General features: G+C 70.3%; 12 protein-coding genes. 9 read left to right on the top strand and 3 right to left on the bottom strand.

Features of this window, described 5'->3' with window-relative positions:
* Position 1: 1 nt before the first annotated feature.
* The gene (locus ACXJY8_RS18550; RefSeq protein ID WP_463771855.1) at positions 2–1,297 is read left to right on the top strand and encodes an HlyC/CorC family transporter; all 1,296 of its coding nucleotides are present in this window, start codon (positions 2–4) and stop codon (positions 1,295–1,297) included.
* Between the two features lie 150 nt (positions 1,298–1,447).
* Positions 1,448–2,617: a GGDEF domain-containing protein gene (locus ACXJY8_RS18545; protein WP_463771852.1), complete on the top strand. Its 1,170-nt coding sequence runs from the start codon at positions 1,448–1,450 to the stop codon at positions 2,615–2,617.
* Between the two features lie 6 nt (positions 2,618–2,623).
* Here the strand turns inward: ACXJY8_RS18545 and ACXJY8_RS18540 are convergent, their stop codons facing one another.
* Entirely contained in the window at positions 2,624–3,568 is a 945-nt protein-coding gene (locus ACXJY8_RS18540) for a peptidylprolyl isomerase (RefSeq protein WP_463780788.1), read from the bottom strand.
* Between the two features lie 140 nt (positions 3,569–3,708).
* Between ACXJY8_RS18540 and ACXJY8_RS18535 the strand changes: the two genes are divergently transcribed.
* The 6 genes from ACXJY8_RS18535 to ACXJY8_RS18510 all read left to right on the top strand — a co-directional run bounded on the left by ACXJY8_RS18535 (position 3,709) and on the right by ACXJY8_RS18510 (position 10,405).
* On the top strand, positions 3,709–3,930 hold the full coding sequence (locus ACXJY8_RS18535) for a hypothetical protein (protein WP_463771849.1): 222 nt from the start codon (positions 3,709–3,711) through the stop codon (positions 3,928–3,930).
* Positions 3,931–3,942: 12 nt separating this feature from the next.
* Positions 3,943–5,156, top strand: a protein-coding gene (locus tag ACXJY8_RS18530; RefSeq protein WP_463771847.1) for an IS3 family transposase whose coding sequence is annotated in 2 segments (ribosomal slippage) — positions 3,943–4,222 and positions 4,222–5,156 — 1,215 coding nt in all. Because the reading frame shifts where the segments join, the coding sequence is not laid out codon by codon here.
* Between the two features lie 498 nt (positions 5,157–5,654).
* A complete protein-coding gene (secA, locus tag ACXJY8_RS18525; RefSeq protein WP_463771844.1) occupies positions 5,655–8,549 on the top strand; it encodes a preprotein translocase subunit SecA in 2,895 nt (964 codons plus the stop codon).
* A 2-nt stretch (positions 8,550–8,551) separates the two neighbouring features.
* Complete coding sequence (locus ACXJY8_RS18520) at positions 8,552–8,959, top strand: GNAT family N-acetyltransferase (RefSeq protein ID WP_463771840.1); 408 nt, start codon at positions 8,552–8,554, stop codon at positions 8,957–8,959.
* A 227-nt stretch (positions 8,960–9,186) separates the two neighbouring features.
* Positions 9,187–9,951 carry a cell wall hydrolase gene (locus ACXJY8_RS18515; protein ID WP_463771837.1) on the top strand — a complete coding sequence of 255 codons (765 nt, stop codon included), beginning with the start codon at positions 9,187–9,189 and terminating at the stop codon, positions 9,949–9,951.
* 148 nt (positions 9,952–10,099) lie between these two features.
* Positions 10,100–10,405, top strand: coding sequence for a hypothetical protein (locus ACXJY8_RS18510; protein WP_463771835.1), 306 nt, complete (start codon positions 10,100–10,102; stop codon positions 10,403–10,405).
* A 128-nt stretch (positions 10,406–10,533) separates the two neighbouring features.
* Here ACXJY8_RS18510 and ACXJY8_RS18505 read toward each other — a convergent pair whose 3' ends face one another.
* Both ACXJY8_RS18505 and ispG read right to left on the bottom strand, forming a co-directional pair.
* On the bottom strand, positions 10,534–12,486 hold the full coding sequence (locus tag ACXJY8_RS18505; RefSeq protein WP_463771832.1) for a potassium transporter Kup: 1,953 nt from the start codon (positions 12,484–12,486) through the stop codon (positions 10,534–10,536).
* Positions 12,487–12,690: 204 nt separating this feature from the next.
* Positions 12,691–13,998: a flavodoxin-dependent (E)-4-hydroxy-3-methylbut-2-enyl-diphosphate synthase gene (ispG, locus tag ACXJY8_RS18500; protein WP_463771828.1), complete on the bottom strand. Its 1,308-nt coding sequence runs from the start codon at positions 13,996–13,998 to the stop codon at positions 12,691–12,693.
* A gap of 354 nt (positions 13,999–14,352) precedes the next feature.
* On the opposite strand from ispG, the gene ACXJY8_RS18495 reads away from it, so the two are divergent.
* Complete coding sequence (locus tag ACXJY8_RS18495) at positions 14,353–15,465, top strand: patatin-like phospholipase family protein (RefSeq protein ID WP_463771826.1); 1,113 nt, start codon at positions 14,353–14,355, stop codon at positions 15,463–15,465.
* Positions 15,466–15,490 lie beyond the last annotated feature (25 nt).

Below are 15,490 nucleotides of genomic sequence, written 5' to 3'. Positions count from 1 at the left end.
CATGGAACCCCATACCGATCTCTGGCTGGCCGCGAGCATCGTGGTGATCTCGCTCCTGCTCTCGGCCTTCTTCGCGGGCGCCGAGACCGCCTTCACGGCGGCCTCCCGGGCCCGCATGCTGGCCCTGGAGAATGCCGGCGACGGGCGCGCCCGCCTCGTCAACGCCATCCTGGCGAGCCGGGAGCGCTTCATCGGCGCCATGCTCATCGGCTACAACATCGTGGCGATCGGCGCCTCGGCCTTCACCACCAGCGTGCTCACCACCCTGTTCGGCAAGAGCGGCGTCCTCTACGCCACCGGGGTGATGTCGGTCCTCGTCATCATCTTCGCCGAGGTGCTGCCCAAGACCCTCGCGATCAACAAGCCGGACAGCGCCGCCCTGGTCATGGCCCGCCCCGTGGCCTTCGCGGTGGCCCTGCTGGGGCCGGCGGCGCTCGCCATCGAGGCCCTGGTCCGGGCCATGCTCCGGCCCTTCGGCATCCGGGTCGGCGAGCGCCAGACCATCCTCTCGGCCACCGACGAGATCCGCGGCCAGGTCGCCCTGCTGCATCGCGAGGGCGGGGTCGCCAAGGCCGAGCGCGACATGCTCGGCGGCCTCCTCGACCTGTCCGACCTCACCGTCTCGGAGGTGATGGTCCACCGCACCAAGATGCGCACCATCGATGCCGACCTGCCCTCGGAGGAGATCGTGCGCGCGGTGCTGGCCTCGCCCTACACGCGCATGCCCCTCTGGCGCGGCACCACCGAGAACATCGTCGGGGTGCTGCACGCCAAGGACCTCCTGCGGGCGCTCGACGCCGCCGGCGGGGACGCCTCCGGCCTCCAGGTCGAGGCCCTGGCCCTGGAGACCTGGTTCGTGCCCGACACCACCTCCCTGCGCGACCAGCTCAAGGCCTTCCTCACCAAGAAGACCCACTTCGCCCTGGTGGTCGACGAGTACGGCGAGGTGATGGGTCTCGTGACCCTGGAGGACATCCTCGAGGAGATCGTCGGCGACATCGCCGACGAGCACGACGTGACCGTGTCCGGGGTGCGGCCCCAGGGCGACGGCTCGGTGCATGCCGACGGCAGCGTGCCGATCCGCGACCTCAACCGGGCGATGGACTGGGACCTGCCCGACGACGAGGCCACCACCATCGCGGGCCTCGTCATCCACGAGGCCCGGGCGATTCCCGACACCGGCACGGCCTTCAACTTCCACGGCTTCCGCTTCCAGGTCCTGCGCAAGGCCCGCAACCGGATCACCGCCCTGCGGATCACGCCGCTCGGCCCCGGTCCTCGCAAGGTCGAACCGTGAAGACCCGCCGCGCGCGGATGTCGTCGATGCACATCGCGGGGCGGATCTGGGTATCCGCGATCATTTAGGATAACATCGTCGCTCTGTCGGCTGTCCCAGGGGGCAGGCGATGCCTGATCGTCGGACGAGCGAGGGGAGCGGAACCGACCGATGCTGCTCGACGCCTCGACCCTGCTGCTCGTGACCGTGATCCTGACCTTCATGGTCGGGAGCCTGTTCTTGCTGTCCTGGAGCCAGGCCCGCCACGTCCACGCCCTGGCGATCTGGGGGGTCGCCCACATCACCGGCGCGATGGCCTCGGCCCTGCTGGCCCTGCGGGGCGTGATTCCGGACTGGGTCTCGATCGGCGTCGCCAACGGCGTGATGATCGGGGCCTACGGGCTGATCTGGGCCGGGACCCGCGCCTTCGAGGGACGGCGCGCGCGCCTGGCGCCGATCCTGATCGCGATGGGGACCTGGTGCGTGGGCTGCCTGATCCCGGCCTTCTTCGCCTCGCTTCAGGCCCGGGTGATGCTGGCCTCCGGCCTCGCCGGCGGCTTCTGCTTCCTCGCCGCGCGCGAGATCTGGCGGGCGCGGGCCGAACCCCTGGTGTCGCGCTATCCCGGGGTCGCCCTGCTGCTGCTCTACACCTTCGCCTACTGGATCCGCGTCCCCCTGGCGGTCGTGGCGCCGCCGCAGGCCGGGCCGAACCCGCTGCAGACGCCCTGGCTGACGATCCTGTGCCTGGCCGGGATGCTCTTCACCCTGGCGATCGCCTTCGTGTTCATGTCGCTGACGAAGGAGCGCGCGGAGCGGCTGCAGCGGCTGGCCGCCGAGACCGACGCGCTCACCGGCATCCTCAGCCGGCGCGCCTTCGTGGCCCGGGCGGAGGCCGCCCTGGCGGCGGGGGGCGACGTCACCCTGCTGCTGTTCGACCTCGACCACTTCAAGCGCATCAACGACCGGTACGGCCACGCGGTGGGCGACGGGGTCCTGGTCGGCTTCTGCCATACGGTGGCGGCGCTGCTGCCGGGCTCCGCGATCTTCGGGCGGATGGGCGGCGAGGAATTCGCCTGCCTCCTGCGCGGCGTGCGCCCGGAGGAGGCCCTGGCCAAGGCCGAGTTCCTGCGCCGCGCCGTGGCCGCGGTCGCCGTGCCGGAACTGCCGCAGCTCGCGATCGGCGTCAGCATCGGCCTCGCGGCGCCGGAGGACGCCGCCGCGGCGCCCGGGCGCCAGCTCGACGCCCTGCTCAGCCGGGCCGACGCCGCGCTCTACCGGGCCAAGCGCGACGGGCGCGGGCGGACCGAGCCCGCGCCGCAGGCGCTGCGCCGGGTCGCCTGAGGCCCCTTACGGCGCCTTCTGGGCCGGGGCGGGCGCCACGGCCGGGGCCGCGGCCGTGCGCTCGATCTTGGCGCCCTCGCGCAGCTTCAGGATCAGGTCCTGCTGCGCCTTGCGGGTGAGGTACTGGTCGACCTGCTCCCGCATCTCGTCGAAGGTCGGGACCGGCTTGGTGCGCTTCTCCTCGAGCTTGATCACGTGCCAGCCGAACTGGGTCTTGACCGGATCGGAGACCTGGCCCGGGTTCATCTTGAAGGCGGCCTCGGCGAAGGGGGCGACCATGCGCTCCTTGGTGAACCAGCCGAGATCGCCGCCCTCGGTCTTCGAGCCGGGGTCCTTCGACACCTCGGCCGCCACCCGGGCGAAGTCCTCGCCGCCCTTGATGCGCGCGGCGATCTTCCTGGCCTCGTCCTCGCTCTCCACGAGGATGTGGCGGGCATGCACCTCCTCCTCGGGCTTCATCGCCTTGACCGTCTGGTCGTAGAGGGCCTTGGCCGCCTCCGGCGTCGCCGCCTTCTTGGCCTCGCGCTCCAGGTACTCGTCGAGCAGGAGCTTGTCCTTGAAGTAGGCGAGCTTGCGCTGGAAGTCCGGCGAATCGCCGACCTTGGCGGCCTCCGCCGCCTGGGCGCCGACCTTGAGGTCGATCATGTAGTCGACGAGCAGGCCCTTCTTCTGGGCGTCGTCGACGCCCGGCAGCGACAGGGCCGGGTCCTCGGACGCGATGGCGAGATCGCCCGCCGTGATCGGCGCCCCGTTCACCTTCGCCACCACGGTCTCGGGGGCGACCGGTGCGGCGGCCGGGGCCGCCGGGGCCGCCGGGGCCGCGGCGGGCGCCTGGGCCCGGGCGGAGGCCAGCGGCAGGCCGAGCGCCAGGGCGACGGCGCCGGAGCGCAGGAGGCCGGAGCGCAGGAGGCTGGGGCGCAGGAGACCGGGGCGCGAGAGGGGCTTGATCATCGTCATGGAGGCGTCCTTGGGAGCGCCGCCCGCGTCCCGGCGCGGGGCCGGCCGGAGGTCGTCGCATGGGGCGGTCGAGAGAGACGTGCGGCCGGGAGCCGCGGTTTTGCCGCGACATCAGGTGGCGCGTGCGTGTTCCGATGGCAAGACTCCGACGGCAAGCCTCCGGCGGCAAGTGGCAAGCCTCCGGCGGCAAGTGGCAAGCCTCCGGCGGCAAGTGGCAAGCCTCCGGCGGCAAGTGGCAAGCCTCCGGCGGCAAGTGGCAAGCCTCCGGCGGCAAGTGGCAAGCCTCCGACGCCAAGTGGCAAGCCTCCGACTGGGATTGCCCCGGTTTGGTGGACACCGACAACGCTTTCGCGTGAGGTGTTTATCCGATGCCCAAGAGCCATCCCCCATACCCCGCCGAGTTCCGCCGACAGATGGTCGAGTTGGTCCGCGCCGGCCGTGATCCGAACGATCTGGCTCGCGAGTTCGAGCCCTCCGCACAGGCCATCCGCAACTGGGTGGCCGAGGCCGACCGCAGCGAAGGACGGCGTGATGCGAAGCCACCGCCTGCCGACCCCGGCCTGACAGCGGTTGAGCGCGATGAACTCGTCCGGCTACGGCGCGAGAACCGGCAGCTGAAGCTGGAGCGCGATATCCTCTCTCGCGCGACGGCCTGGTTTGCTCGGGAGACCGGGGTTCTGCCGTCGGGGTCTTCCGGTTCATGAACGCGAACCAGGCCGACTTCCCGATCGCTGCCATGGCACGCATGCTCGGCGTGTCGAAGGCGGGATACTATGCCTGGGCTGGCCGGCAGCCCTCGGCGCGTCGGACAGCGGACGCAGCCCTGCTCAAGCGAATCCGCACCGTCCATCTCGGCTCGCACGAGACTTATGGCGCGCCACGCGTCCACGCCGACCTGCGCGAACAGGGCGAGCGGCACTCTCGCAAACGCATAGCCCGGTTGATGCGCGAGGCTGGCCTTGTCGGAGCCAGTCATCGGCGTGGTGGCCCTGTCACGACGCGGCGAGATCGAGAGGCGCGCCCGGCTCCCGACCTGGTCGACCGTAACTTTGCCGCCGCTGCCCCGAACCGGCTCTGGGTAGCGGATATCACCTACGTGCCGACTGATGCGGGCTTCCTCTACCTCAGCATCGTGCTTGACGCCTTCAGCCGCCGGATCGTCGGCTGGGCCATGGCCAATCACCTGCGTTCGGAGTTGGTTCTGGACGCTTTGGAGATGGCCGTGACACAGCGCAGGCCCCGCGACGTGATCCATCACTCGGACCAAGGATCGCAGTACACGTCGCTGGCCTTCGGCAGCCGCTGCCAGGAGGCGGGCGTGCGACCCTCGATGGGTTCGGTCGGCGACGCCTACGACAACGCCATGGCCGAGAGCTTCTTCTCGACCCTCGAATGCGAGTTGCTCGCCCGCCGCCGCTTCCGTTCGCAGGCCGAGGCACGAATGGCCTGCTTCAGCTACATCGAGGGCTTCTATAACCCGCTGCGCCGGCACTCGGCGCTCGGATACCGCTCGCCCGTCGTATACGAGCAGGAGACCCGACCGCACCCGTCACCTGAGACCCGGCTCAGCCAAGCCCCCTAACCGTCCACAGAAACGGGGCAATCCCAGACGGCAAGCGCGACCCGGCCGTGGAACGGTCGAATCCGGGCGCGGCGTCACGGTCGGGGCGGCGGGTCCGCCGGGGGCGCCGTCGAGGGGGCCCGCCTCGCCCGGGAGCCGCCCGGCGCGGGGCGATCACGATGCGGGGAGGTTCCGCCGCCGCCGCGGCGGGCCGGCTCGCGGCGGTGTTCCCGGTATCCCGCATGGCCGTGACGGGCCGGTCGCCGCGCGCCGGATCGAAACGAAGCCCTGCCGCGTTTGCCGAGCGACGCCGGCGGCCGCCCGTCCTGTGCGCCCCCTCCGGGCCCACCCGGACGCGCGGCCGCTCGGCCTCGCGCCTCCGCCTTGCGCCGACCCGGCCGCACCTCCATCCGGGTGTTGAGGCCGAGCCGGCTCTTTCGGATGCGCCGGCCCGTGTTTACCTCTATAAGCCCGGCCAACATTCGCCTTCAGACTTATTCGATCGACCGTAGGTTCACGATGCTCGGTGCCCTCGCCAAGAAGATTTTCGGCTCGTCCAACGACCGGCGCGTGAAGGGCTATCGTCCCCGTGTGGCCGAGATCAACGCCCTGGAGCCGCAGGTCGCCGCGCTCTCGGACGACGACCTGCGCGCCCGGACCGCGACGCTGAAGGCCGAACTCGCCGCCGGCAAGACCCTCGACGACATCCTGGTGCCGGCCTTCGCCACCGTGCGCGAGGCCGCCAAGCGCGTGCTCGGCCAGCGCCACTTCGACGTGCAGCTCATCGGCGGCATGGTGTTGCACGAGAGCGGCATCGCCGAGATGCGCACCGGCGAGGGCAAGACCCTGGTGGCGACCCTGCCGGTCTACCTCAACGCCCTCTCGGGCCTCGGCGTCCACGTCGTCACCGTGAACGACTACCTCGCCGCCCGCGACGCGGAGTGGATGGGCCGGGTCTACCGCTTCCTCGGCCTCTCCGTCGGCACCATCGTGCACGGCCTCGACGACCAGCAGCGCAAGGAAGCCTACGCCGCCGACATCACCTACGGCACCAACAACGAGTTCGGGTTCGACTACCTGCGCGACAACATGAAGTACGAGCTTAGCCAGCTCTCGCAGCGGGGCCACAACTACGCGATCGTCGACGAGGTCGACTCGATCCTGATCGACGAGGCGCGGACCCCGCTCATCATCTCCGGCCCGGTGGACGACCGCTCGGAACTCTACGTGTCCGTCGACGCGCTGATGCCGCATCTGGAGCGCGAGCATTACGACCTCGATGAGAAGCAGCGCACGGTCTCGCTGACCGAGAGCGGCAACGAGTTCGTCGAGGACCTCCTGCGCGGCGCCGATCTGCTCAGGGAAGGCGACCTCTACGACGCGCACAACGTCTCCCTGGTCCACCACGTGAACCTGGCCTTGCGTGCCCACACCCTGTTCACGCTGGACAAGGACTACATCGTCAAGAACGACGAGGTGGTGATCATCGACGAGTTCACCGGCCGCATGATGCAGGGCCGGCGCTACTCGGAGGGCCTGCACCAGGCCCTGGAGGCCAAGGAGCGGGTGACGATCCAGCCCGAGAACCAGACGCTGGCCTCGATCACCTTCCAGAACTACTTCCGCCTCTATTCCAAGCTCGCCGGCATGACCGGCACCGCCTCCACCGAGGCGGACGAGTTCGCCGAGATCTACAAGCTCGAGGTGGTCGACATCCCGACCAACAAGGAAGTCGAGCGCGTCGACGAGGACGACGAGGTCTACCGGACGGTGGCCGAGAAGTACGACGGCATCATCGCCGAGATCGAGAAGGCGCATGCGCGCCACCAGCCGATCCTGGTCGGCACCGGCTCGATCGAGAAGTCGCAGCACCTCGCCGAGATGCTGGTCAAGGCGGGCTTCCGCCAGCTCGACTACTCGGACCCCAACGCCCTGACCGACGTCTACGCCGCCGCCCGCGAGGGCCGGGTGACGAAGCGCTTCGCCGTGCTGAACGCCCGCTTCCACGAGCAGGAGGCCTACATCGTCGCCGAGGCCGGCGTGCCCGGCGCCATCACCATCGCGACCAACATGGCCGGCCGCGGCACCGACATCAAACTCGGCGGCAACGTCGAGATGCGGGTGGAGAAGGAACTGGCCGGCGTGCCCGAGGGGCCGGAGCGCGACGCGAAGATCGACGCCATCAAGGCCGAGATCGCCGAGAACCGCGACAAGGTGCTGGCCTCGGGCGAGCCGGCCGACCCGGCCGCAGGCCGCAAGGTCGCCCTGCCGGGCGGTCTCTACATCATCGGAACCGAGCGCCACGAATCCCGCCGCATCGACAACCAGCTGCGCGGCCGCTCCGGCCGCCAGGGCGATCCCGGCCGCTCGAAGTTCTACCTGTCGCTCCAGGACGACCTGATGCGGATCTTCGGGTCCGACCGCATGGACGGCATGCTGACCCGCCTCGGCCTGGAGCAGGGCGAGGCGATCATCCATCCCTGGATCAACAAGGCCATCGAGAAGGCGCAGCAGAAGGTCGAGGCGCGCAACTTCGACATGCGCAAGAACGTGCTCAAGTACGACAACGTCATGAACGACCAGCGCAAGGTCGTGTTCGAGCAGCGCCGCGACTTCATGGGCCAGGACAGCGTGCGCGAAACCGTGGACGAGATGCGCCACGGCGTCGTCGACGACCTCGTCGCCGTGCACGTGCCCGAGAACGCCTATGCGGAGCAGTGGGACATCGAGGGCCTGCGCGAGCGGGTCCAGACGGTGCTCAACCTCGACGTGCCGGTGGAGGACTGGGCCAAGGAGGAGGGCATCGCCGACGAGGAGATGCGCGACCGCCTGCGCCAGGCCGCCGACGAGGCCTATGCCCAGCGCACCGAGAAGAACACGCCGGAGGTGATGACCTATGTCGAGAAGCAGGTGCTCCTGCAGACCCTCGACCACCTCTGGCGCGAGCACCTCGTTACCCTCGACCACCTGCGCCAGGTGGTGGGCTGGCGCGGCGTCGCCCAGCGCGATCCCCTCAACGAGTACAAGTCCGAGGCGTTCGAGCTGTTCAACAGCCTGGTCGCGTCCTTACGCGAGCAGGTCACCCAGCAACTCTCGCGCATCGAGATCATGTACGAGGAGCCGCCGGCGGAGGGCGCCGACAACCCCTTCGCCCAGCCCGGCCTGCCGCCGATGTTCGCCCAGCACCTCGATCCCGTCACCGGCGAGAACGAGATGGCGGGCAACGGCACCGGCAGCGACGGCGGCGCGGGCCCCGCCTACGGCTACGCCGCCCGCGAGATGGCCACCGACACCGCCGTCCTCGAACGCGACCCGGACGATGCCACCACCTGGGGCCGCGTCGGTCGGAACGAGCCGTGCCCCTGCGGTTCGGGCAAGAAGTACAAGCACTGCCACGGGACGCTGACGGCCTGAGCGTGGCGGAGGTCGCCTACGGCCTCGAACCGGACCTCGACGCGGAGGCGTTCCGCCGCGTCCTGATCGATTCGGGCCTTGCCCCGCGACGCCCGGTCGAGGACCTGCCGCGCCTCGCCCGGATGCTGGCCCAGGCCGACCTCGTCGTCACCGCCCGGCGGGACGGCGACCTCGTCGGGGTCGCGCGCACGCTCACCGATTTCGTGTTCTGCGCCTACCTTTCCGACCTGGCCGTGAGCCGCTCGGTCCAGGGCCTCCGGATCGGCCAGGGTCTGATCGCGGCCACCCGCGCGGCGCTGGGGCCGCAGGCCTCGCTCCTGCTGACGGCCGCCCCCGGGGCCGTCACCTTCTACGATCACATCGGGATGCCGCGGGTGGCGGACGCCTTCCGCTACGACCGCGAGGCCTGACGCGGCGCGCCGCCTCGAAATTGCCGCCACTGCCCGAAAACGAACCCATTTGGTGGTCAAGCCATATGGATACGCTTGAGGGAGTGGAGCGAGACGGCATGCAGGAAATCCGATCGGCGACGACGCTGCCTCTACTTGGTCTTTTCCTGGCGGTTCCGGCTCTCGGTGGTTGCAATACCTATGCGGGTGCACCCAACACGACGGGCTCGACGCTCGCAGCCAAGCCGGTGTCTGTCACCGATGAGGAGCGCGACTGTCTCGGTCGGGCGATGTACTTCGAATCGAATCGCAGCGACGCGGAAGGCCTGCTGGCCGTCGGCACGGTGGTGATGAACCGGCTCGAGGCCGCCGCCTTCCCCAACGGGGGGATCTGCGCCGTGGTCGGCCAGCCCCGGCAATTCGCCCCCGGCGTCCTGACAAAGAAGATGGACGAGAAGAGCCTGCAGAAGGTCGCCGAGGTGACGGATGCCGTCCTCGACGGCCAGCGCCACCCGAAGGTCGGCCGGGCGATGTACTTCCACACCGCCGGCCTGCGCTTCCCCTACAACAACATGCACTACGTGGCGGTGGCCGGCGGCAACGCCTTCTACGAGAAGCGCAAACCCGGTGCCGTCGAGCAGGCCGAGCCGCCCGCGCGCACCACCGCGCTCGCCTTCGCCTCAGCCGAGGCCCCCGCGGCGCCGACGATGCCGACGATGCCGATGCGCGCGGCCCCGGTCTCTTCCGCCGCGGCGCCGGCCTCGATCGCCCCGGCCGTGACCCCGCCGGTTGCCGCGACCCCGGCCGCGTCGGCGCCGACCCCGCGCCCGGCTCCGATCCGCACGGCGCGGGCCGTCGAGGAGAGGACGGCGCCCGTCGCCCAGGTGCGCGTCGCCCAGGTGCCCGTCGTCAAGGCGCCGAAGGCGCCCCGCAGCCGCCTCGCCCTGACGCCGGCCGCCCTGGCTCCGGAGCCGCCGGTCCCGCCGACCGTCCTGAACCTGCCGAGGCCGTGAGCCGACGCCCGGGGCCACCGGCTCCGGGTCGCCGAGCGGTCTCCGGCGCCCCGCCGGTTCCGGTGCCCCGCGTGCCGCTTTCGGTCGCGGGGACCGGCGCGGCCCTCGCCCTATCTCGGATCGTGCCCGCCCGTCACCGAAGGTCACGATGAACATGCTTCGTCCGCTCGCCCACCTCGCAACGGCCTGCACGCGCGCGATCGTGCGTGCCATCACCGCGGGCTTCGATGCCCTGACGGGTCCGGTCGGGCGCCTGAACGACCGCGTCGAGGCCCATCTGCGCGATCGGACATCCTTGCTCAGGGCCTATTACGCGCGTCCCGCGAACCGGCAGGCCGCGCCGCTGCCCGTCCTCGACGGACCCGTCGACCTGGCGCTGCGCGGCGGGACCCGCGAGACCGGGGCCGCCCGGCCGTCGGGCGCGACGCCGGCGCCCTCGTCGGCCATGGCGTGAGCCCGGTGCCGCACGGCGCAACCGGCTGATCCCCGCTTCGCGCGGCGGTTTCGCCCGGATGCGGTCAAGGGCCGCGCGAGGGAAATCTCCAACGCGGCCCGGCCTGGAACCAATCCCCGGAGCGGTCCCTACACGGTGACCTGGGTTCCGACCTCGACCACGCGGCCGGTGGGGATCTGGAAGAAGTCCGTGGCGTCGTTGGCGTTCTTGGCCAGGGTGATGAAGATCCGGTCCTGCCACAGGGGCATGCCCGAATGGGCGGCCGGGCGGATCGAGCGGCGCGACAGGAAGAACGACGTCGCCATGATGTCGAACTTGAAGCCCTGCTTGCGCAGCAGCGTCAGGGTCCGGGGGATGTTCGGCGTCTCCATGTAGCCGAACTTCATCACGACCTTGTGGAAGTGCGGGCCGATCGGCTCGATGTGGATGCGGTCGGCCTCCGCGGCCCGGGGCGTGTCCACGGTCTCGACCGTGAGCACGACGTTCTTCTCGTGCAGCACCTTGTTGTGCTTGAGGTTGTGCAGCAGGGCGGCCGGCGCGATGTAGGGGTCGCTCGTCAGGAACACGGCCGTGCCGCGCACGTGGTGCGGCGGGCTCTTCTCCAGCATGCTGACGAGCTCGGTCAGCGGCACGTCGGTCTTGCGCGTCTTGTTGATGAGGATGCCGACGCCGCGCACCCAGGTCCACATCATCACGATCAGGGCGCCCGCGAAGAGCAGGGGCACGTAGCCGCCCTCGAACACCTTCAGCATGTTCGACAGCAGGAACAGGAACTCCACCGCCGCGAAGGGCAGGATCGCGAGGCCGGCGGCCCAGGGCGACCACTTCCAGGTCTTCCACAGCACCAGGAAGGCCAGGCTCGCGGTGATCAGCATCGTGCCCGTCACGGCGATGCCGTAGGCCGAGGCCAGGGCCGCCGAGGAGCGGAACAGCACGGCCAGGATCACGACGCCGACCATCAGGAGGGCGTTGATCTGCGGCAGGTAGATCTGGCCCGAATGTGATTCGGAGGTGTGGCGGATCTCGAGGCGCGGCAGCAGGCCGAGCTGGATCGCCTGGCGCGACAGGGAGAAGGCGCCGGTGATCACCGCCTGGCTCGCCGTGACGGTGGCGGCGGTGGCGAGCAGCACCATCGGCAGCAGGCCCCATTCGGGCACGAGCTGGAAGAACGGATCGGTGGTGTCGGGCTTCGACAGGACCAGGGCCGCCTGGCCGAAATAATTCAGCACGAGGCAGGGGCCGACGAGGCCGAGCCAGGCGATCTGGATCGGCCGGCGCCCGAAATGGCCGAGATCGGCGAACAGCGCCTCGGCCCCCGTCACCGCGAGGAACACCGCGCCGAGGGCCACCAGGGCGCCCGTGCCGTGCCCGAGGAGATAGTGGACGGCGTAGTACGGGTTGAGCGCCCAGAACACGTCGGTGTTGGCCGCGATATGGGGCAGGGCGGCCAGCGCCATCGCGGCGAACCACACCGCCATGATCGGCCCGAAGAAGGCCGCGACCTTGCTGGTGCCCCGCACCTGGATGAGGAACAGCGGCACGATGATCGCGATGGTGATCGGCAGCACGTAGGCGTCGAAGGCCGGGGTGACGAGCTTCAGGCCCTCCACCGCCGAGAGCACCGAGATCGCCGGCGTGATAATGGCGTCGCCGTAGAACAGCGAGGCGCCGAGCAGGCCGAACATGAACACCACCCGGGAGCCGCCCAGCGCCGTGCGGGCGAGCGCCATCAGCGAGAGGATGCCGCCCTCGCCGTTGTTGTCCATCCGCATCAGGATGACGACGTACTTGATGGTGACGATGAGGACGAGCGCCCAGAGGATGAGCGAGGCGACGCCGAGGACCTCCTCGCGCAGCAGGATGCCGTCGGCGCGGGCGGAGACCAGGGCCTCCCGGAAGGCGTAGAGCGGGCTCGTCCCGATATCGCCGTAGACCACGCCGATGGAGCCGAGGATGAGGGTCCAGAGGCTGGCCGGCGCGTGGGCGCGGGCGGTCTCGGCGGTCCCGTCGGCGACGGGGGGCGGGCTGCCGGCTCCCTCGGGTTTGGCGGCGGGCGCGCTCGAAGGGGCGGTCTGCGTCATTCGGCTCGATCGAGGCTCGTTGCGAGCCCAACGTCTCGCGGCGCGGCGTCAAGCTGCGCCCGGGAACGCCGGGGCCGGCTCCGACGAAGTCGGCCGGCGGGGGACGGATGCGTTCACGCTACCATGCGGCGCAGCATGCGAGAACGGCAACCTGTCCGAAGGCCGCCGTGCCGTCGCAGGGACCCGCGCCGTCCGGGTCGGTCGCTACTCGGCGGCGGTGCGGGCGCCCGAGCCGAAGCGCCGCTCGATGTAGTCGGTGACCACGGTCTCGAAATCCTTAGCCAGGGTCGGCCCGCGCAGGGTCATGGCCTTCTTGCCGTCGATGAAGACCGGGGCGGTCGGGGTCTCGCCGGTGCCCGGCAGGGAGATGCCGATATCGGCGTGCTTCGATTCGCCGGGGCCGTTCACGATGCAGCCCATCACCGCGACGTTGAGGCCCTCGACGCCCGGATAGGCCTTCTTCCACTCCGGCATCGAGTTGACGATCCAGCTCTGGATGTCGCGGGCGAGCTCCTGGAACGTGGTCGAGGTGGTGCGGCCGCAGCCCGGGCAGGCCGCGACGAGCGGCACGAAGGTGCGGAAGCCCATGGTCTGCAGCAGTTCCTGCGCGGCCTTCACCTCCACGGTGCGGTCGCCGCCCGGCTCGGGGGTCAGCGAGTAGCGGATGGTGTCGCCGATGCCTTCCTGCAGCAGCACCCCGATGGCGGCGGAGGCGGCCACCAGGCCCTTCGAGCCCATGCCCGCCTCGGTCAGGCCGAGATGGATGGCGAAGTCGGAGCGGCGCGCCACCTCGCGATAGACCGCGATCAGGTCCTGCACCGCCGAGACCTTGGCCGAGAGGATGATCTTGTCCTTCGACAGGCCGAGTTCCACGGCGCGCTCGGCCGAGGTGAGGGCCGACTGCACCATGGCCTCGCGCATCACCGCGCGGGCGTCGATCGGCCGGGGCAGCTTCGCGTTCTCATCCATCAGGTGGGTGAGAAGCGCCTCGTCGAGGGAGCCCCAGTTCGCACCGATGCGCACGGTCTTGCCGTAGCGGATCGCCTGCTCGATGATGGTCGAGAACTGCGTGTCCTTCTTCTCCTTGAAGCCGACATTGCCCGGGTTGATCCGGTACTTGGCCAGCGCCTCGGCGCAGGCCGGATGGTCGGAGAGGAGCTTGTGGCCGATGTAGTGGAAATCGCCCACCAGCGGCACGTGCACGCCGATGCGGTCGAGGCGCTCGCGGATCTTCGGCACTGCGGCCGCGGCCTCGTCGCGGTCGACGGTGATGCGCACGAGCTCCGAGCCCGCGCGGGCGAGCTGGGCCACCTGGGCCACCGTGCCGTCGATGTCGGCGGTGTCGGTGTTGGTCATCGACTGGACGACGATCGGCGCGCCGCCGCCCACCGTGACCGCGCCCTCGCCGGACCCGATGGTGACGCCGACCGTGCGGTGCCGGAGGCTCGGGCCTGCGATCTCGGGGCCGGTACCGCTGATCGGATTGACGGGGGTCGCGTCCATGATGTCCATCGTTGACTGTGCGCTCCGAGGAACGTCCGCCGGTGACCGTACCGCGCCGACCGGGCCGGCCGGGGCCGGTCGGCGGCGTTCCGATGCCGCGAACTCTACGCCCTCGATCGTTTAGCTGAGATGACGGCGGGCGGGCGTCAAGCCCGCTGCGTCACCCGGCGTCCCGGGCGGCACAGCGAGCACGCTGATCGGTTTCGGCTTCTCCCATGTCCCATCCGGGCGTCGATGTCGAGTTTCGGGGGACCGGCGGGGGGCAGGGCTGCGTGACGGACAGGGAACCGCTGCATCTTCGCGCCTGTTTGTGGCCTTGCGGCATCATATATTGCGTTGCAGCATCACCATCGGGAGATTCGCATGCTCGATCCGAACAAGGAACCGGCGATCGATTCGCTCATCGACGTCCCCGTCGAGCACGACCTGCCGATGCAGCCCGCCGCCGGCACCCGCGTGATCGCGGGGCCGCGGGCGGAGAAGACGGTGGCCCTCGCCCTGCAGGGCGGCGGCGCGCACGGGGCCTTCACCTGGGGCGTGCTCGACGCGCTGATCGAGGATGGGCGCCTCGGTTTCGAGGCCATCACCGGCGCCAGCGCCGGGGCCATGAACGCCGTCGTGATGGTCGATGGCTGGCTCGAGGACGGCCCCGCGGGCGCCCGCCGCGCCCTGGAGCGGTTCTGGCGGGAGGTCAGCCTCGACGGGGACCTCTGGCCGGCCCAGCGCCGCGCCTTCAGCGGCCTGTTCGAGTTCTGGTCGAACAACCCCGTCGCGGAGTTCTGGAGCCGGGCGCTGAGGATCAGCCCCTACACGTCGAATCCCCTCAACTACAATCCGCTGCGCAAGGTGCTGGCGGCCCAGGTGGATTTCGAGCGCCTGCGCGCGGCCGAGACGGCGTCGGTCTTCGTGTCCGCCACCAATGTCTGGACCGGCAAGCTCGCGGTCTTCGAGCGCGCGACCCTCGACGTCGATCACCTCATGGCCTCGGCCTGCCTGCCGACGGTGTTCCAGGCGGTGGAGATCGACGGCGTGCCGTACTGGGATGGCGGCTACCTGGGCAACCCGCCGCTCTATCCCCTCTATCGCGGCGCCGAGACCCGCGACATCGTCCTGGTCCAGATCAACCCGGTGGAGCGCCGCGAGACGCCGCGCACGCCGCAGGAGATCCAGGACCGCCTCAACGAGATCACCTTCAACGCCAACCTGATGCGCGAGCTGCGCGCCATCGACTTCGTCGATCACCTGATCGCCGAAGGCGTGCTCGGCCGGGGCGAGTACCGCTCGCAATACGTCCACCGCATCGACGGCACCGGGGCCCTCGACGAGTACCAGGCCTCCTCGCGCCTCGATGCCCGCTGGCGGGTGTTCGAGCGCCTGCGCGACAAGGGCCGCGGCGCGGCCCAGGCCTGGATCGCCGAGAACTACGACCAGATCGGCCGGCGCTGCACCCTCGACCTGGAGGCGACCTACCGCTGATGCGTTTGTGCGCCGGGCGGCTGGA

Source organism: Methylobacterium sp. TK31 (assembly GCF_055361545.1).
The sequence above is the reverse complement of the archived record's forward strand: the minus strand, read 5'-3'. Positions and strand labels throughout refer to the sequence as shown.